General features: G+C 60.0%; 21 protein-coding genes and 1 pseudogene. 10 read left to right on the top strand and 12 right to left on the bottom strand.

Going from position 1 to position 17,449, the window contains the following annotated elements:
- The first annotated feature begins 42 nt into the window (after positions 1–42).
- The 6 genes from KBY74_RS06115 to KBY74_RS06090 all read left to right on the top strand — a co-directional run bounded on the left by KBY74_RS06115 (position 43) and on the right by KBY74_RS06090 (position 3,985).
- Positions 43–735, top strand: a complete 693-nt coding sequence (locus KBY74_RS06115) for a response regulator transcription factor (RefSeq protein ID WP_254941937.1) — start codon at positions 43–45, stop codon at positions 733–735.
- Between the two features lie 76 nt (positions 736–811).
- Positions 812–1,882 (top strand): cell wall metabolism sensor histidine kinase WalK, encoded by a 1,071-nt coding sequence (locus KBY74_RS06110; RefSeq protein WP_254941923.1) that lies wholly within the window; start codon positions 812–814, stop codon positions 1,880–1,882.
- Positions 1,883–1,915: 33 nt separating this feature from the next.
- The gene (locus tag KBY74_RS06105) at positions 1,916–2,173 is read left to right on the top strand and encodes a hypothetical protein (RefSeq protein ID WP_106633015.1); all 258 of its coding nucleotides are present in this window, start codon (positions 1,916–1,918) and stop codon (positions 2,171–2,173) included.
- Positions 2,174–2,484: 311 nt separating this feature from the next.
- A complete protein-coding gene (locus tag KBY74_RS06100; RefSeq protein ID WP_254941922.1) occupies positions 2,485–3,165 on the top strand; it encodes a Coq4 family protein in 681 nt (226 codons plus the stop codon).
- A 148-nt stretch (positions 3,166–3,313) separates the two neighbouring features.
- Complete coding sequence (locus KBY74_RS06095) at positions 3,314–3,616, top strand: hypothetical protein (RefSeq protein ID WP_254941921.1); 303 nt, start codon at positions 3,314–3,316, stop codon at positions 3,614–3,616.
- 57 nt (positions 3,617–3,673) lie between these two features.
- Positions 3,674–3,985 (top strand): hypothetical protein, encoded by a 312-nt coding sequence (locus tag KBY74_RS06090; RefSeq protein ID WP_254941920.1) that lies wholly within the window; start codon positions 3,674–3,676, stop codon positions 3,983–3,985.
- A gap of 127 nt (positions 3,986–4,112) precedes the next feature.
- On the opposite strand, the gene KBY74_RS06085 is transcribed toward KBY74_RS06090, so the two are convergent.
- Positions 4,113–4,556 (bottom strand): EamA family transporter, encoded by a 444-nt coding sequence (locus tag KBY74_RS06085; RefSeq protein WP_254930507.1) that lies wholly within the window; start codon positions 4,554–4,556, stop codon positions 4,113–4,115.
- A gap of 120 nt (positions 4,557–4,676) precedes the next feature.
- Positions 4,677–5,375: a cupin domain-containing protein gene (locus tag KBY74_RS06080; RefSeq protein WP_254941919.1), complete on the bottom strand. Its 699-nt coding sequence runs from the start codon at positions 5,373–5,375 to the stop codon at positions 4,677–4,679.
- Between the two features lie 479 nt (positions 5,376–5,854).
- On the opposite strand from KBY74_RS06080, the gene KBY74_RS06075 reads away from it, so the two are divergent.
- On the top strand, positions 5,855–6,016 hold the full coding sequence (locus KBY74_RS06075) for a hypothetical protein (RefSeq protein ID WP_254941918.1): 162 nt from the start codon (positions 5,855–5,857) through the stop codon (positions 6,014–6,016).
- 807 nt (positions 6,017–6,823) lie between these two features.
- Here KBY74_RS06075 and KBY74_RS06070 read toward each other — a convergent pair.
- Positions 6,824–7,186: an AbrB family transcriptional regulator gene (locus tag KBY74_RS06070; protein WP_254941917.1), complete on the bottom strand. Its 363-nt coding sequence runs from the start codon at positions 7,184–7,186 to the stop codon at positions 6,824–6,826.
- A 1,033-nt stretch (positions 7,187–8,219) separates the two neighbouring features.
- Here KBY74_RS06070 and KBY74_RS06065 point away from each other — a divergent pair.
- The gene (locus KBY74_RS06065) at positions 8,220–8,462 is read left to right on the top strand and encodes a hypothetical protein (RefSeq protein ID WP_254941916.1); all 243 of its coding nucleotides are present in this window, start codon (positions 8,220–8,222) and stop codon (positions 8,460–8,462) included.
- A gap of 72 nt (positions 8,463–8,534) precedes the next feature.
- On the opposite strand, the gene KBY74_RS06060 is transcribed toward KBY74_RS06065, so the two are convergent.
- Positions 8,535–9,185, bottom strand: coding sequence for an SGNH/GDSL hydrolase family protein (locus tag KBY74_RS06060; RefSeq protein WP_254941915.1), 651 nt, complete (start codon positions 9,183–9,185; stop codon positions 8,535–8,537).
- A 418-nt stretch (positions 9,186–9,603) separates the two neighbouring features.
- Here KBY74_RS06060 and KBY74_RS06055 point away from each other — a divergent pair, with 418 nt between their 5' ends.
- A complete protein-coding gene (locus tag KBY74_RS06055) occupies positions 9,604–11,226 on the top strand; it encodes a mechanosensitive ion channel family protein (RefSeq protein ID WP_254941914.1) in 1,623 nt (540 codons plus the stop codon).
- 87 nt (positions 11,227–11,313) lie between these two features.
- Here the strand turns inward: KBY74_RS06055 and chrA are convergent, their stop codons facing one another.
- The 8 genes and pseudogenes from chrA to KBY74_RS06015 form a co-directional block, all read right to left on the bottom strand.
- The gene (chrA, locus tag KBY74_RS06050) at positions 11,314–12,660 is read right to left on the bottom strand and encodes a chromate efflux transporter (protein ID WP_254941913.1); all 1,347 of its coding nucleotides are present in this window, start codon (positions 12,658–12,660) and stop codon (positions 11,314–11,316) included.
- 92 nt (positions 12,661–12,752) lie between these two features.
- Positions 12,753–12,896: a hypothetical protein gene (locus KBY74_RS06045; RefSeq protein WP_254941912.1), complete on the bottom strand. Its 144-nt coding sequence runs from the start codon at positions 12,894–12,896 to the stop codon at positions 12,753–12,755.
- Between the two features lie 19 nt (positions 12,897–12,915).
- A pseudogene (locus KBY74_RS06040) lies at positions 12,916–13,038 on the bottom strand (DUF433 domain-containing protein); the annotation flags it as partial.
- Positions 13,039–13,145: 107 nt separating this feature from the next.
- On the bottom strand, positions 13,146–13,571 hold the full coding sequence (locus KBY74_RS06035; protein WP_254941911.1) for a cupredoxin domain-containing protein: 426 nt from the start codon (positions 13,569–13,571) through the stop codon (positions 13,146–13,148).
- Positions 13,571–15,661 (bottom strand): copper-translocating P-type ATPase, encoded by a 2,091-nt coding sequence (locus KBY74_RS06030; RefSeq protein WP_396123105.1) that lies wholly within the window; start codon positions 15,659–15,661, stop codon positions 13,571–13,573. Before KBY74_RS06030 ends, KBY74_RS06035 begins: the two co-directional genes overlap by 1 nt.
- A 233-nt stretch (positions 15,662–15,894) precedes the next feature.
- Positions 15,895–16,170 carry a hypothetical protein gene (locus KBY74_RS06025; protein WP_254941910.1) on the bottom strand — a complete coding sequence of 92 codons (276 nt, stop codon included), beginning with the start codon at positions 16,168–16,170 and terminating at the stop codon, positions 15,895–15,897.
- Positions 16,171–16,176: 6 nt separating this feature from the next.
- Complete coding sequence (locus tag KBY74_RS06020; protein ID WP_254941909.1) at positions 16,177–16,383, bottom strand: DUF3721 domain-containing protein; 207 nt, start codon at positions 16,381–16,383, stop codon at positions 16,177–16,179.
- Between the two features lie 57 nt (positions 16,384–16,440).
- On the bottom strand, positions 16,441–17,136 hold the full coding sequence (locus tag KBY74_RS06015) for a DUF305 domain-containing protein (RefSeq protein ID WP_254941908.1): 696 nt from the start codon (positions 17,134–17,136) through the stop codon (positions 16,441–16,443).
- A 27-nt stretch (positions 17,137–17,163) separates the two neighbouring features.
- Here KBY74_RS06015 and KBY74_RS13850 point away from each other — a divergent pair, with 27 nt between their 5' ends.
- A complete protein-coding gene (locus tag KBY74_RS13850; RefSeq protein WP_396123104.1) occupies positions 17,164–17,286 on the top strand; it encodes a MerR family DNA-binding transcriptional regulator in 123 nt (40 codons plus the stop codon).
- The last annotated feature ends 163 nt before the right edge of the window (positions 17,287–17,449 follow it).

Raw genomic sequence — 17,449 nt, 5'->3', positions numbered from 1 at the left:
GCAACATTCTGGGGGGTTGAGCTGGCCGGCGAGAATGGCGACATGCAGCCTTCCTTGCTCGTAGTCGAAGACGACGAAACGATTCGCGAAACTATTCGCGAAGCCCTGGAGCTGGAGGGGTTCAGCGTTCAGGCCTGTGGCAATGGCCGCGACGCCCTGCAATTGCTGCAGCGGGCGTCCGATGGCCAACAATTTTCCCTGGTGGTGCTGGATTTGATGCTGCCGGGGCTGGGTGGGCTGGATGTATGCCGGCAGCTGCGTCAACACAGCAACCAAACGCCGATCCTGGTGGTGAGTGCCCGCGACACCGAAACCGATCGGGTGCTGGGGCTGGAGGTGGGCGCCGACGACTACCTGGTGAAACCCTTTGGCATGCGGGAGCTGGTGGCTAGGTGCCGGGCCCTGCTGCGGCGCTCGTCTAGCCAGCCCAGCCGGGCCAAGGTGCTGGAGCACGCCAACCTCTGCATCTACCAGGACGAATGCCGGGTAACGCGGGACGGAGTGGAGGTAAACCTATCGCCGAAGGAATATCGATTGCTGGAGCTGTTTATGCAAAATCCACGGCGGGTCTGGAGCCGCGATCAGCTGCTGGAGCAGCTCTGGGGTATCGACTACATCGGCGACAGCAAAACCGTTGATGTGCACATCCGCTGGTTGCGGGAGAAGTTGGAGGAGAGTCCATCAGCCCCAGTGCATCTGATTACGGTGCGGGGGTTTGGTTATCGCTTTGGCTAGAGCCCTTGAGCTGCTGCTCGCGTTGAGCCTGGGGATAGGGCTAGGCCTGCTTACCAGCCCCCTTATCCGGCCTGGAGTGGCCTCCTGGCGGCGTCGAGCTGGCCTGAACCGCCCCCTGCCCCCAGCCCGGCAGCTGCTGAGCTGGCTGGATTCCGCCGCCATTGGCTGGATCCTCCTGGATCGCCAGGGCCTGATCGGCCATATCAACCCAAGGGCGGAGCGGATCTTGCAGCTTGATGCCGGCCGCCTATTGCTCAGCCAACCCTTCGGTGATGTCTGCCCAGATCCAGACTTAGCCAGCAGCATCCGCATCGCCCGCCGCCAGGATCGCCCCCAGCGGCTGGAATTGCACTCCGGCGGCCATGACCTAGATGCCATGGTGGTGCCGGGACGAGATGGCTGGTTGGTGGTGCAACTGCAGAGCCGCCGCTCCCTTGATGCCCAGCTCGAGCAGCAGGAGCGCTGGGTTAGTGATGTGGCCCATGAATTGAAAACCCCCCTCACCGCCCTGCTGCTGGTGGGCGACAGCCTCGCTGCCCAGGTGAATAGCCAGAATGCGCGACTGGTGGAGCGGTTGCAGCGGGAATTGCTGCGGCTGCAGGAGCTGGTGGGCGACCTACTTGAGCTCTCCCGCCTCGAAAACACCCTGCCCGGCACGGCCTCACGGGCCATGGTGGTGGATCTGCCCCAGCTGGTGGAGCAGGTATGGACCAGCGTGCGGCCGCTGGCAGATCAACGCCAGATAGCTCTTGAGCTTGTTGCACCAGCAAAGTTGCAGCTGAGCGGCGATAATTCCCGCCTGCACCGGGCCCTGCTCAACCTTTTTGATAACGCCCTGCGCTACAGCCCCGATGGTGGGGTGGTGCGGGTCAGCCTTGATCGCCGCGGTGAGTGGTGCCAGCTGAGCGTGGCTGATCAGGGACCCGGGCTTAGCGAAGAAGACTTAGCCCATCTGTTTGAACGCTTTTACCGAGGTGATCCATCTCGGGCCCGAAGTAAACGGATCGGCAGTGGCCTGGGCTTATCGATCGTGCAGCAGATCGCCGTTACCCACGGCGGAAGGATCCAGGCCAGCAACCAGGCTGAAGGAGGAGCCGTGCTTGAAATGATCCTGCCGGGAGTAGTCGACAGCGTCAGCCCTGGCTAGATTGATCAGGTATTAGGACAAGCGCTTGAGGCCATGCATTTTTGGGCTCCCGAGATTGATCCATCCCATCCGATGGACTGCACCCAGGCTGAGCGATATGCCCTGAAGCGTCTTAGCGATGGCACATTTCTGGCCATTGCCGGCGAGGATCAGCGACTCGTCGATGTTGATAGCACTTCTGATGCATTCCTTTTTCATACCCACGAAGCTGCCCTGCGAGCCGCCACTGAGCTGAATCGCGGCGGCCGCGGTCCGTTAGATGTGGTGAAGATTGAGTGGGAGCCAGCCTGAGCGGCTTTGGGTTCATGGCGAAGGCCACCACAAGGCAAGCTCTAGGGGGTGGTGGTAGCCGTGTGGTTATGAATACAGCCTAGGGATATCGTTACCAGTCTCTTGGCGTGCCTCCTGGCCGGACGACTTAGCGCCAAGCGGCCACTCTGGAAACGGAGGTTATCGTCTCACCAGATGGAATGATCTCGAGTGTTGAATATAATAGATAGGTTCGTGCTCGTATGAATCCTTGAGCCTTTTGTCCACTGCTCCACCACTGGCTCGTGAAGGAGAAAAGTATCAGTCATACTGGAGGCAGTTGAGATTGGTTTATGTCGCGGTTTGGTGAGCTGCTGCGGGCGGCCAACAACCTCAAACTGCTTGCCGCGATAGGTCGCAGTGGCGGCGATCTGAACTCGATAGCCGATCTGCTCGACAACATGATCGATAGTCCCCAGATGGTCGATTCGATCAGGCGCTTTAAGGCGGTGGCTGGTGGAGCAGAAATGCTCGAGCAGCGCTATCCGCCGCTGCAGCCTGACATCGAGCGGCTGATCCAGCTTCCAGTGGGGAGCTTGGGCCGCAGTTACGCCGAGGTGATCCGCAGGCTCAACTACGACCCGGAATTTTTCCGGCCGCGCCCGATCGATAGCGAGGCCCAATGGCTCACCCAACGGGTAGCCACCACCCATGACATCCACCATGTGGTGGCTGGCTTTGGCACCTCAGCAGCAGGCGAAAGCGGCGTGCTGGCCATCACCGCCGCCCAAATCGGCTTTCCCGCCTATGTGCTGCTTACCACCGCCGGCCAACTAGCCAGCTTCCGCCTTCAGCTGGAGCGCTATGAGGAACTAGCCCAGGCGGTGGCTCACGGCATGGCGATCGGCCATCAGGCCCAGTGCTTGATGGCGGCCCGGTGGGAGGAGGGCTGGGAGCGCTCCATTAGCGATTGGCGCCTGGAGCTGGGAATAAATGATCCGGCTGATGGCGCGGCCTATGGATTGGCTGCCTAGAAATGAGGCTTATGGCCCTCCAGCTGAACCACCAAGGCAGCTGCTTCTGTTTGATCCCGCTGACAGCAGGCTCCATTGGCTTGCGGCTGCGCCAGGTTTGTATTGGAGCGCTCTGCAGCAACCCCGAGCGTCCGCACTCAGTATTTCCATGACAACCGAAAAATTTGGTTTCAGGCCCATCGAGCCTGAAGCAGACCTGGACAAGGCAGAGCCCTCTTCGATTCTGTACGGCGCTCCCGCTGGTGCGATGCAGCCAGATCAGGACTACCGGCTTCTGGAGCACTCCTATCGCAATTCACCTGAATACGCAGCGATGGTGGAGCGCTATCCCCTACTAAGGAGCTTGATATCAGCCTGCGTTTCTTCTGAACTGGTTGGTCATCCGCTAGTAATAGCTTGCGTGGAGCACCCTACTCTGACGCTGCAGTGGGATCGTAGTCACGGTGAATAATGTTTTAGCAATCCTCTCTATGGTCTATGCTTCACTATTCACTTGATATCTAAGAGAATGTCTGAGATCGAGGAAATCAATAAGCTGGTCACTTTTGGCCTAGTAGATGGCAAGCTTCGGATTCTGCAGGTCAATGCAAATGTCTGGGGCGATGTAATCGGGAGTATTCAGGGCAGTGTTCGCGGCGATATATATGGAGACGTTGAAGGAAGTGTAGAAGGATATGTCGGACGCGATGTTGGCGCAAATGTTGGTCGCCATGTTTTAGGTAATGTTAATGGCAATGTTGAGGGAAGCGTTTGGGGGGATATCAAGGGCGATGTATGGGGTAATGTCTTTGGAAAAGTTGAGGGTAGCGCTGAAGAGTAGCGCCGCATTCTATTGGGCTTTGATGTTGCCAGCGTATTTGGGCATCAGGAAATGATGAATTTAATTTTTTTGTAGTATGGCGGCTTATACGATTGGCTGCGGCTAGTAATATAATCTATTTTGGAATCTATTCGGCTAGTGATAGCAGCAATCCTCCTCCGGCGATGAGCAATAGTCCTGTCCAGCCAGTAGCTGAGGGGCGTTCGCCAAGAAAGGCGAATCCGATAAGGGCGACAAACAGCAAGCTGAGGCGGTCAATGGGCACCACTAATGACGCATCTCCCTGTTTCAATGCCCTAAAAAAGCAGAACGAAGACAGGCCACTGGCAATGCCGGATAGGGTTATGAATACCCAAGTCTGTTGTGACAGTTCAAATGGATTGCTCCATTTGCCGGTTGCAATGATTAGCAACGGCAAGAATATTGATATGACCACTGTGCGGATAAGGGTGGCTAGGTCGGCCTCAATGTTTTCAAGTCCTACTTTGCCGAGTACGGCAGAAGCGCTAGCAAAAATTGCTGAAAGTAAAGCCCATGTAAGCCAAAGGGGTAGGGCTGGAAACGGGCTCATTTGAATTTATTTTCCGTATCGGTATTGCAAGTTTCATTCTAGCCAAGTACCTCTATTGAAATGTGAGCAATCAAGCCCGCAATGTTGTGCAGCTTGCCTGCCTCGGTCGCAGGAAGGACGTCACCGCTTTGATTCGTGCACCCGGGCGCTCTGCGGGGGCATAGTCTCCGGTAGGTGGCCGGTCTTAACCCAGATCGTACAACCGGTTTCGCTCCATGGCCTGTGCACGCTGCCGGGCGGATTGCGCAGCCAACTGCCAGCCAGATATGTGCCGTATTCGTCCTTGAATACGCCAGCTAGCACCAGAATCTCCTCCCCACCTGGATGGCTGTGGGGCTGAAACACCGTTCCCGGGGCCCATCGCACTAGGGCTAGGTGTTCAGAGCCAAAGGCGTGCAGCGGCAGCACATCCAACCCTCTGACTAGACCTGGAAGCCAGGCTTCTTTATGGGTGTTTATCACCAGCTGCTGCTGATCTGCGGGGTGCATCTGGTGCAGCTTGACCAGGATGGTGCAGCCCGCCACGCTGAATGGAGCATGGCTGGAGCCAGCGGGGTTGCGCAGGTAGGTGCCGGCTGGGTAGTCGCCTTGTTCATCTGAGAAAGTGCCCTCCAGCACGAGGATCTCTTCGCCGCCGCCATGAAGATGGCGCTCGAAGTGGCTGCCTGGGGCATAGCGCACGATCGAGGTTGCCCTGGCAACCTCGCCGCCATTGCGATCAAGTAGGCGCCGCTCCACCCCCGCCATAGGGGTTTGGTTCCAATTGAGAGCATTGGTGTCGAGCACCGCCCGTTGACTGAGGTCTGCATGGAGCTCCATAAGCTGGATTCTGGCCCCTAATGGTCGAAAGTAGTAGCTAGTGGTGCAGTCTTCTAGTCCAGTCGCGCTGCTGTTGATGTGACTCCCCTGCCTGCTGTTGTGAGCGAGCATCCCAAGGGATAGATGAATAGAGTTTTCCGTCCTGCCATGGCCCACCTGTAACCCCTGATGGTGACATCGGGAGCCCTTCCTGGACTCCTTCTTGGCTGAAATACAACGGTTGCTGAGGCTGGCAAATCCCTTAATTTTCGAGGCGCCCACAAGGGGATCTCACTTCTACTCACTGATTCACCAAAATTGATTTTATTCTGTTTGTGCTGGCTTTTGGCTAGAGAGGCGTGACCGTTGCCAGCAGCTTCAAGCCGACGTTTGATGACGATGCGCCCATTAACTGCCAAAGTGAATTGCACCTGACTGCCATAAGGGGTAGGAAATTGCGCAGAGAGATTGTTGCCATTGCCCTGAGCCTTTTGATGCTGTTGACGGCGCCAAGCGCATACGCCAGCAGTGGCGCCGTGCAGCATTTCCTCTGTGAGGGCGACTCGCTGGATGCAATCGCCTTCAACGGGTCTGTGGATGCTGTAGACATCCCCAATAGCAACGACGACACAGTGCCTGGAGCCTTCATGGTGCTGCGCTAGCGCGAACTGAGTCTGCAATTACCACGTACCAACAATGCAGGGATTGTTAGTTACTCCGATGGGCGCTGGTGGTGGCAGGCCCTTGATCCAGATCACCCGGAATTCGCACAATTGCGCGGAAACGCTGAGCACTACAGCTGCGAACTCGAGCATTGAGAACAACTGGTTAAAGGTGCCTGCGATGGTCCAGCGACCGCGGGGACCTGACCAGAGAGGGCTTTCAAGGCCCGGGCAGGAGCGGCTTCAGAAGCACGGCGGCATCGTTTCGGCCGTGAATCCGGCGAACTGATTCCGGGGTTAGTTGTACCCCAATTACCTTTTGCTACCTGTTCCTCAGCCTGCTTTTCGCGGGTTTGTATGTTCTCGATCCCCAGGCAATCGCCATGCTGGATGGACCCACTATCAGCTTTGCGGAAGCTTTCTTCTTTAGCGTCCATACCTTGGACTCGATTGGCTAGGGGGCATAGTTTCCGACAAGCCTCTACAGCAATCTGATCGTCATAGCCGAGTCCTTATGATGATCGACGAAGACGACATGCCACCACAGCATGAGTTTGCCAACTTCAATCAGATCCAGCCTTTTTCAAACAGCCTCATACCGCCTATTTAGTTGGGTGGGGCCTGAACCTGACGAGCACTCTTCAATAAGAATGTCTAGCCAGGCGATCAGAACTCGGGTCTGAGGGAGAGGAGCATTTGCCGTAAGCATCTAAGAGAGCGGCCTGGCAAGGGATTGCAGGCGGTTATGCCGATACCTATTTAAATGAGCCGGCTTTCACTGTGCAAGAGATCACGGCTGGTGGCTGTTCACTCCTCATCTGCGCTGCCCAGGGGAATCAGCTTGATCTGCTTACGGCCAAGCTTGATCTCGAACTCATCGCCGGGCAGTAGGTCGAGCACGGCTGTATAGGCCTTGCCCACCAGCAGATTGCCGTTGCCCTGAACAGTTGCCACATAGCTAAGGCTCCGCCCACCCTTGCCCCTTCCGGCGGTATCGGTGCCGAGGCTTACACCCTTAGCGCCCAGCAGGGCCTCATAGAAAGCGGTGAAGTTGAGGCGCTCGCCGCCGTCTTTTTTGGTGCTCACATAGCCGCACTCACGCACGAGCTCTGACTTGGAGACATCGCCCAGTTCCTTGACTTTTGCGAGCAGTTCGGATCCGGTAATCATCTGATATTTGAGTGGTCTTCTGAATATACCAAGCCCACATGCTGTGTCAATCCACTACATCGGTAGGCAAGGCATTGCCTCCACTGGTTCCAGTGTCAACCATCAACGCAGCTACGCGATATTGCAAATGGCGACTGTCAGAGCATGGTTTCATAGGGGTCTCCCTCCCCATTTGCATCGAGATAGCGGTGTTCCTGGCGTAGCAGCTCTTGAGCGCGCATATACGTTGCACCTGCCACGCTTTAGCGCGCTATCGACTTGCCCGGTATCCCCCATCCAGGTACTTTGATGCAGGCCAGCCGAACGGGAAAGGGTCTTACCCGCCTGACGCTCCCGGATCGTGGCTCCATCACCAATCGGGAGGAAGGTGGTACTGACAATGACCTGTATGCAGATGGCTAATCCTTCGGTGCAACCGCTGCCCATGGTGGGAGGTTGCCCTCAAAGTGGTGCTGGCTGTCCGCTGGGTTGGTATTCATCAGTAAGCTGTTTTGTGGATAGTCGTTTATATCTTGGCGGCCCACGGCTAGCTCGAGAAACAGCATTCTCTTGAGGCCTCCTATGGCAAAAGCAATCAACCGTCATGCTTCTGATTGGTGTCTAGGGCTATGCTTTAGGTATTTACTATGTATTTAGTGAAATCAAAGTCATCGCCTCTGGTGACTTGTTGGAATACTGTGTGGACGGAGTAGTCATGCAAGCATCCGATTCCACTCGGACAGTCCCACAAGCATTCTAGTCGATTGTGTGAATCCAATCCTAATGAGCCTTGACTGATGGCATTAAAGCCAGGGAGGGATGGTGCTTTTGCGCGAGTGTCCTTGCGAAATATCCCCTTGCGTCTGGCTGGTAACCCCGCGTCGGGGCTGCTACGTACTCAACAGATTATCCCGGAGTTGGTAAAAAGGGTGATAAGTTCACCGGCAGATCTACTTGTCGCTGGGCAGTAGGTGGCTCGGCGATCCTGTGCCAAAGTGTCTCAGGAGATGCCAAGAATGGGAATGGCATGCAACTCCTTTATTGGGACCTTGCCATGAAAAAGCTGCGGATGACCGTTGTTGATTCCGCCGGCAACTTTGATCAAGGGATTGGTTCGATAGAAGCGCGAATGCTTGAGTGGTCGAGTTTCGGAAATTTCGCCGATGGCCGCGTATTAGAATATAAGTGGAAAACAGCTTTTAGCAACGAAGGCAATGCCCATGTCCACACTGGCTTTGTAACGGTAGACGGTTTACAGGGCAACTTCTCTGACACCCTAAAATGGGTTGCGAGGTAGCATTGGGGCTTGCAATCTTGTCCTGCGTGGAGCATTGAAGATCACTAAAATCGCGATATAAGCATCGCCATATTATGCGGCATCGCCTATCAAGTCCTTGACTATCGGCACAAGAGCCAAGGCCAACTTGCGATGGCCATGGGCATCCAAGTGAATGCCATCCTCTGCCACAGTCACCACCTGATTGCAGTCAATAAAGCTGCAGCCGAATTGGGCGCATGATTGCTCGTATTGAGCAGGCAGCTCAGCGGAGCGAGCCATTGCATCTTTGAAATGATGGGCCATGAGCTCGGACATATTTCCAAACCTTGGTGGCGCAATCACTAAAATTTTTGGTGAGCCCTTATCGATACTGGTGGCGCTATTAATGGCTATCTGCAAGAGTGCGCTGATGCCCCTCGCTGATTCATGAGCCGATGCATTTAGATGGTGCTTTAAATCATTGGTGCCAAGCATTATTATTAACAGATCAATCGGCGCGTGGCTTTCGAGAACCGCCAGAATTGTGGTGCGAGCATTTCGGCCGTCTCGAAATGGTTCTTCAAATACTGTAGATCTCCCATTAAGACCCTCTTCAATAACGTAATACGACTCTCCTAGGGATTCTTGCAGAACTCCGGGCCAGCGTTCCTTGCGAAGCAGGCGACCTGCAGTGAGCGGTATGTATCCCCAAGTATTCGAGTCACCGAAACAGAGTACCGATTTTTCTCTTGTCACAATCATTCCAATTCGTGGCCTGACGATTGCTTAGCTGCATCCGCATCAACCCGCAGCGACAGCTTCACAAATGACAAAGTTGCAGGCTTCCGCCTGGCCCTGGAGCATCACCAAGGCAGTGGGAATTTGGGCTGAGTTAAATTCTGCCCTCGAGAGCCCAGGCCCCATCCACGGCGATCATCGCTGCCTGGTTCAGTTTGCCGGGTCCACGTCACAGGCAGGCCATCGCTTCAATTCGTTCTTACTGGACCGGTGGCAGGCGAGCAGCCAGGAAGATGGCGCAGCCTTGCCAGCTCGAGGCCCAAAGTGATCGGAACTCAATCAGGAAGGAGAAGATAGGGTCCGTTGACATTCAAGTAGAAGCATCGTGGGTCATTTAGAGCCCTTTGGCCTTCGCCCACGCCCCAGATGGGCACGCTTCCTCTTGCCCCTGCTGGTCGCTCTGCTGGCGACGCAGTTGCTTGTAGCGGCCCCCCTGACCCGAGCTGCTGACGCACCTAGCCCAGCCTTCATCAAACTGGATGGCCGCCGGGTGCTTGAAATCCGTGTCGCCGCCGGCGCCCAGACGCCAGCGCAGTTGGCGAGGGTGGCTAGCCAGCGGCTGGCCGAGCTGGCCGCCAACTATTCGATCCAGCCCGAGCAGATCGTCCTGCAAGAGGACCCGCCCTACACCACCATCGGCGTGATGCGGGGCGAAATATTTGAACCCCGCCTCTCAGTGGATGACCGCAACGCGGCCCGCTTTCAGCTCAGCCGCCAGCAGCTGGCCCAGCGCTACCTGGAGCAGATCCGCGCGGCGATCGTGCGCCACCGCCAAACCCACCGCCGTTCGGACTGGTTGCGGGGGGGCGCGCTGGCCCTGCTCGCCCTGGGTTTCTACATCTTGTGGCTGCGAGGCCAGATCGCCCTCAACCGGCGCCTGGAGCGCTGGATCAACGACCCCGCCAACCGCCGGATCCGGGGGCTGCAGGTGGGGGGTAACCAGTGGCTCACCGCCGATCAGGAGCGCAGCCTCCTCGATCCCCTGCGCCGGATCGTGCACGGGGCCGTGCTGCTGCTGGTCAGTTACCTATCGATCCCCCTGTTTCTGGGGTTGTTCCCCCCCACCCAGGCCCTCTCCGAAACCCTGCGGCGCCAGATCACTGGCCTCGTGGTGAGCGGTGCCCTGGCCGTTTCGAGGGCCATCCCCGACCTGATCTCCGTGGCGGTGATCCTGGGTCTGGCCGTGCTGCTGATGCGGGCGAGCAACGCCTGGTTCCGGGCGGTGGAGAAAGGGAATCTCCGCCTGAGCTGGTTTTATCCGGAATGGTCCCGGCCCACAGCCCGGCTGGTGGGGATCGGCATCCTGCTGCTCGGTGTGGTGGCCGCCTACCCATACATCCCAGGGGCCAACAGCAAGGCCTTCCAGGGTGCCGGCCTGTTCGTGGGCGTGCTGGCGGCCCTGGGCTCCAGTGCGGTGGCCGCCAACCTGATCGGGGGGGTGATGCTCACCTACACCCGGGCCTACCAGGAGGGCGACCGGGTCAGCATCAACGGCACCGTCGGCATCGTTCACGACTCCGCCCTGCTTGTGACCCGCCTGCGCACCCCCCGCAACGAGGTGGTGAGCATCCCCAACGCCACCGTGCTGGGGGCCTCGATCATCAATTACAGCCTGGCCCGTCGCGAGATCGCCCAGCCCGTGGTGATCGCCACCACCGTCACCATCGGCTACGACGTGCCCTGGCGCCAGGTTCACCGGCTGATGCTGGATGCGGCTGGCGCCACCGCAGGCATCAGCCAGGAGCTCCCTCCGTTCGTGCTCCAGACCTCACTGAACGACTTCCACATCAGCTACGAGCTCAGCGCCTATGTGGTGGATGTGGACACCTACCGCAGCACCCTCTCAGATTTGCTGGGGGCCATTCAGGATCAATTCGCCTGCGCTGGCGTTGAGATCCTCTCTCCCGGCTACCACGCCATGCGCAACGGCAACGGGAGCACGGTGCCCCCCTGGCCTGCCAAGTCCTTTGGCACCCCCACCCCTACTCCGCCCGCCGCCGGCTGAAGGCTGTCCGCTGGGCTGGTTCAGCTTTCGGCTGAGCAGGCAAATGCCCGGGACCAACGCTCCGGGCTTTGTTGTCTCTCCTGTCGATCAACTTGATAGCGCTGCCACCCCTGCCAGCACTGCACCGCTGGCCGCCGCTGCACCGATCACCTGCAGCACGCTCCAGCGCAGCCGCAGCTGCGCAAATAAAGCCAACGCCACCACCACTGCCGCCCAAGGATTGAAATTGCCGCCGGGCCAGAGCACCGGCCCGGCAAAAAACAGCGCCAGGCTGGCGATCAGGCCCACCACCACGGCGGTGATGGCGCTCAGCGGCGCCCCCAAGCGCAGGTCGCCGCGCGTGGCTTCCACCAGAGGTGCCCCGGCCAGGATGAAACCGAAGGAGGGCAGGAAGGTGAACCACACCGTCACCAGCACTGCCGCCATGGCCAGGGGCCAGGGGCTCCAGCCAGCTGCGATCGATTGATTCCAGCCGCCCATGAAGCCAACGAAGGCCACCACCATGATCAGTGGCCCCGGGGTGGTTTCGCCTAGGGCCAGGCCATCGAGCATCTGGCTGGCCGAGAGCCAGTTGAACTGCTCCACCGCCCCTTGGGCCACGTAGGGCAGCACGGCGTAGGCGCCGCCAAAGCTGAGCAGGGCCACCCGCGTGAAAAAGCGGGCCATCAGCGCCAGGATGCCGTTCCAACCGCCAAAGCTCGCCACAGCGGCCAGGGGCGCAAGCGTTGCCAGGGCCCATAGCAGCAGCGTCACCGCCAGCCGCCGCTTTGAAAAGCGCGCATGGTCCGGCGAAGCGGAGTCATCGTCATGAAGAGCGCCAGGTCGATCCTGCTGGGAGTCGCTCGATCCGGCCCCGTGGGGCTTGCTCGCCACCAGCAGGTTGGGCCGCCAACGGGCGGCGCCAAGGCCGATCAGGCCAGCGGCGATCACCACCACGGGATAGGGAAGCTTGAACGCCGCCAGAGCCAAGAAACCGGCAATCGCCAGGGCCACAAGCAGGGGCGTGTGCAAGGTGCGGCGGCCGATGCGCCAGGCGGCCATCAGCACGATGGCCAGCACCGCCGGTTTGAGCACGGCGAACACCGAGGCCAGCAGGGGCAGCTGACCCCAGAGCGCATAGACGCTGGCCAGGGCCGTGAGCACAAACACCGAGGGGATAATGAACAGCCCCCCGGCGATCAGGCCGCCGGGCACGCCGTGCATCAGCCAGCCCAGGTAGGTGGCCAGCTGCATGGCCTCCGGCCCCGGCAGCAGCATGCAGTAGTTGAGGGCGTGCAGGTAGCGCCGTTCCGAGAGCCAGCGGCGCTGGTCCACCAGCTCGCGTTGCAACAGGGCGATCTGCCCGGCCGGCCCGCCGAAGCTCACCCAGCCCAGCTGGAACCAGAAACGGGAGGCCTCGGCGAGGCTCACAGGGCTGACGGATCCAGTGGTCACGGGCTTGGGCAATGCGGGCACGATCAATATCAAGGCACAGGTCAACGCAAAGGAGTCTGGGCAGCGGCTCCCCAGGTGCTCGCCATGGGCGATCAGCCCCTGGTGCAGTTGGCAGGAACGCAGTTCACTCCCACGTGGTGCCTAAACCAGTGGCAGGTCATGCAGACCTGGCGGCTGCGGGTCTTGAGCAGCACCGCCTCATCTAGATAGGGCCGCTGGCGTAATGCGGGATGCATGCTCCAGCACAAAGCCGACCTACTCCAGCTGCGCACCGGGGAAGCACTCAACGAATTTGGTCATGGAGACCCCGTCTTCCAGGTTTTCAAACAGGGCAGCCACCGGGACCCTGGTGCCGCGGAACATCCAAGCTCGCTTTGCCTGCCCAGGCCTCCTGTCGACGGCTGTTGCTTCTCAGCGTTGGCAGCCTGTGAGCGCAAATTGGCTCGTTTCTATCTTTAGCAAGCTACCTGGGAGAACCTCGTCCCTCACTCCACTTCCAGCACTCCTCGCACCATGTTCATGCCGCAGTGGAAGGGATAGACGCCGGCTTTTGTGGGGGGCAACTCCAGGCTGGTGGTGGCATCAAGGGGCAGATCGAGGCTTTTGTGGAAGTCGGGGAAGATCACCTGGGCCAAGCAGCTGCTCGGATCGACTCGATGAAAGGCAAGCCGCATCGGCTGGCCGGTCTTCACCTTGATTCTGGAGGGTGCGTAGCCGCCATCCACAAGGATGGTGATCTCCTGCAATCCTGCCCCGCTCTGGCGGGCTGCCACGCCACCGCCATGGCGACCCAGGAACCACCAGAGCTGCCAGGCGATGAGAAGCAAGCCAACTATGGCCACCAGCCCTTTGAGGGCCACGGGTTGGTCGATGGTGCGCCAGAGGGGCGCTGCGGCAGCGAGGATCTGCATCAGGTGGTTGGAAGAGGTAGGCGCGCGGGGCGGAAGTTCCGCAGCCGCAGGGCATTGCTCACCACCGACACGGAGCTGAAGGCCATGGCGGCGCCAGCGATCATCGGGCTCAGAAACCAGCCGGTGAGCGGAAACAGCAGGCCAGCGGCGATCGGGATGCCGGCCACGTTGTAGGCGAAGGCGAAGAACAGGTTCTGGCGGATGTTTGCCATGGCGGCGCGGCTGAGCTCGATCGCTGCCGGCACTCCGGCCAGGTTGCCGGAGATCAGGGTGATGTCGCTGGCGGCGATCGCCACATCGGTGCCGGTGCCCATGGCGATGCCCACATCGGCCTGGGCCAGGGCTGGGGCGTCGTTGATGCCGTCGCCCACCATCGCCACCGGGCCCTCACCACGCTCCTGCAGCTTGCGAATCACCGAGGACTTATCGGCGGGACGCACTTCGGCGATCACCCGCTCGATCCCCACCTGGGCGGCCACCACCTCAGCGGTGCGGCGGGCATCGCCGCTGAGCATCACCACCTGCAGGCCCAGACGCCGCAGGCCAGCCACCGCTGCCGCTGAACTCGCTTTGAGGGGATCGGCCACGCCGAAGCAGCCCTCCAGCCGCCCATCCACCACCACCACCGCCACGCTGCGGGCGGCAACCTCCAGGCGCTCCACCAGGGGCTTGAGGGATGCGGTGTTGATGCCGAGCTCATCAAACCAGCGGGGGGTGCCGACCCGCACCTGCTGGCCGCCGATCGCTCCCTGCACACCCCGTCCAGCCACTGCCTCAAAGTCCTCCACCGCCGGGAGTTCACTGTCCTTCAACTGGCTGCGGGCGTAGGTCGTGATCGCTTCGGCCAGGGGATGCTCCGAGCGGGATTCAAGCGCTGCCGTGAGGGCCAGCAGGGTGTCGGCCGGCAGCACGCCACCGGCCAGCCGCTCGAAATCGGTCACCTCCGGCTGGCCGCGGGTGAGGGTGCCGGTCTTGTCGAGCACGATGGTGCGCAGCTTGCCGGCCGTTTCCAGGGCTTCGGCGCTGCGGAAGATCAGGCCGTTCTCTGCCCCCTTGCCGGAGGCCACCATGATCGAAGTGGGGGTGGCCAGGCCCAGGGCACAAGGGCAGGCGATCACCAGCACACTCACCAGAAACAGCATCGCCAGCACGGGATTGCCGCTGATCAGGAACCAGACCACAAAGGCGGCAATAGCCAGGGCGATCACCACCGGCACGAACCAGCCCACCACCTGATCGGCCAGGCGCTGCACCTGGGTGCGGGAGCTCTGGGCCTGGCGCACCAGCTCCACGATCTGGGCCAGCACCGTGTCGGCCCCCACCCGGCTGACTCGGAAGGTGAAACTGCCGCTGCGGTTCATCGAGGCGCCGATCACGGCATCGCCGGCAGCCTTGGCCACGGGCGTGGGTTCACCGGTGAGCATCGACTCCTCCACCCAGGAACTGCCTTCGCTCACCTCCCCATCCACCGGGATCTTTTCGCCGGGCCGCACCTGCACCAGGTCACCGACCACCACCATCGACACCGGAACTTGAACCGGTTGTCCATCCCGCAGCACCCGGGCGCTGGGGGGCTGCAGCTGCAGCAGCCGCCGGATCGCTTCTGAGGTTTGGCCACGGGCCCTGGCCTCCAGCAGCCGGCCCAGCAGCACCAGGGTCAGGATCACCGCCACGGTTTCGTAGTAGACGTCGGCGGGCAGGCCTTCCGCGATCAGCACCTGGGGGAACAGGGTGGTGAACAGCGAGGTGAGGTAGGCGATGCCGGTGCCGGCCGCCACCAGGGTGTTCATGTCGGCGAAGTGCTGCCGGAAGGCCGAGACGGCGCCGGTGAAGAAGTCACGCCCGCACCAGAACAACACCGGTGTGGTGAGGATCAGCTGGGTCCAGGGGCTTGTGAACCAGAAAGGCAGTAACGGAAGGCTGTGAAGCCCCAACATGTGGGGCAGGCTCGAGCCCATCACCAGGACGGTGAGGACGGCAGCAACGCTGACCTTGCGGCGCAGCAGGGTGCGCTCCCGGGCCAGCTCCCGCTCCATGCCGTCCACCAAAACGGCTGGTCCCTCGGCTGGGCCGGGGGAACGGGCGCTCATTGTGTGCTTGACATAAGAGGCCTGCCGTCGGCGCGGAGCTATCTCTTTAAGCTAGTGATGTCGAGTTCGATGGAGAGCCATATCCCGTGATTTTCCTATTCTTGCTCTTGATATTTCTCCTTTGAGCTCAGTTATGTAGCAAGTGAATTATATTGATCGCCGAGTAAAATAATCTCCGGATAATAGCGCTGCAGGTTGATTATCTCGAAGTTGTCCGTGTGGATTTCCAGCACTCAGGCCCTAGCCCTGCGGCTTGAAATCAGCAGGGCCAAGCCGGAACCAATGACCATAAGCGTGAACAGCCCCAGTAGCCCTGAGTAAAAGGGCTGCAGATTCAGCGGGCCAAAGCGACCGGAGTGAATCTTGAGCAGCCAGAAGGCGTCGATTCCCTGCTCGAGCAGCAGGCTGTAGAGCGAGCCGGTGGCGGCGGTGAGCAGTAGTGGTGCCGCCGCGATCGGCACTACCAAGCGGTGCAGCTGACGCCAGCGAGTTTTAGGCAATACAGGCATGGCGTTTTAGTGGTGACGCAGGTGCTGGTGCAGGGTTGCCTCATTGCTGCAGGGCATCCACTTACCGCTGTTCTGGTGAGTGCCTGTGCAGCCGAGCTCCTTGGCCCTTTGCTCAGCTTGCTGTTGGTTGTCGTACAGCCCTTTGGGGTGGGCTTGGCTGGCACGTGGTAATGCCGCCAGGGCCAGGGCGATCAGGGCCATGCGGCTAGTCATGGAGAAGAGATCCATCAGAGGTGAATCGATCAGATCAAAAGAGTCAGATTAAAAGAGTTAGAAGCGAAAGAGTGCGTCGTATTGGCTGTACTCCGGCTTGATCAGTCCCTCCAGGCGCAGCATGCGGCGCAGCTCGATGACTTCAGCGCGCTGGGCCAGGATGATCTCTCGTGCTAGCCGGCGCACGGTGGTATCGCTGCTCTTGTTGAGGGCGTCGTGGGCCATCTGCAGGGCACCGCCGTGGTGGGCGATCATCCCCTCGAGAAACCACCCCAACCGGTTGGCTTTGGTGGGGGTGGAGCCCATCATCTGCATCGCCTGGATCTGGGCAGCGCCCATGCGCTCCAGGCTGCTCATGGAGTTGGGATCACCGCCCGGCCTGAGGGCCACGGGATAGACCGGCGCGTCTGGATACCAGGCCTTGCGCCACTGGGCCATCGCCTTGATCTCGCGGGCCTGCTCGCGCCAGATGCCGTTGGCCAGGGCGCCCACCCCGGGGTGGCCGATGTTGAACACAAACTCACTCATCCGCAGCGCACCGGTGTGGTGCTGCACCATTGCGTCGAGCCAGCGCAGGTCGTAGGTGGCACCGGCTGGGCCGACGTCATGGCTACGGCTGGCGTCTGCCTGGCTGGGGGAAGCGGCAGCAGGGGCCGCCTGATGGTGGTGATGGTGCTTGTGGGGATCGCCCTGGGCCAGGGCCGGGGCGGTCCAGATCCCAGCAAGCAATAGCGATGCAGCAAGGGAACGCATGGGTAGGAAGTTGGCTGTGTTCCTACGATGGGGTCTCCCCTTGGTGGAGAGTCAAGTGGCCGCACTGCAGCTGCCCACTCGGGCGTTTCTGTAAAAACGATCCGCTTCTATTGCGATCAGGGACTGCTGCGACCATCAGGTCAGAACTGATGGAGCCGAGGGTACCCAGCCAACAAAAAAGCTCCCTCGTGAGAGGGAGCTTTTGGGATTCCGTTATTTCCCAGCCGTAGCTGGGATGTTGACTATCAACCGATTGCAGGTGCGGTCAGTGCCACGGGGGTGGCAGTAGCAGCAGCCAGGTCAAGCGGGAAGT

This window comes from Cyanobium sp. A1C-AMD, assembly GCF_024346495.1.
GTDB classification, from domain to species: domain Bacteria; phylum Cyanobacteriota; class Cyanobacteriia; order PCC-6307; family Cyanobiaceae; genus Cyanobium_A; species Cyanobium_A usitatum.
The sequence above is the reverse complement of the archived record's forward strand: the minus strand, read 5'-3'. Positions and strand labels throughout refer to the sequence as shown.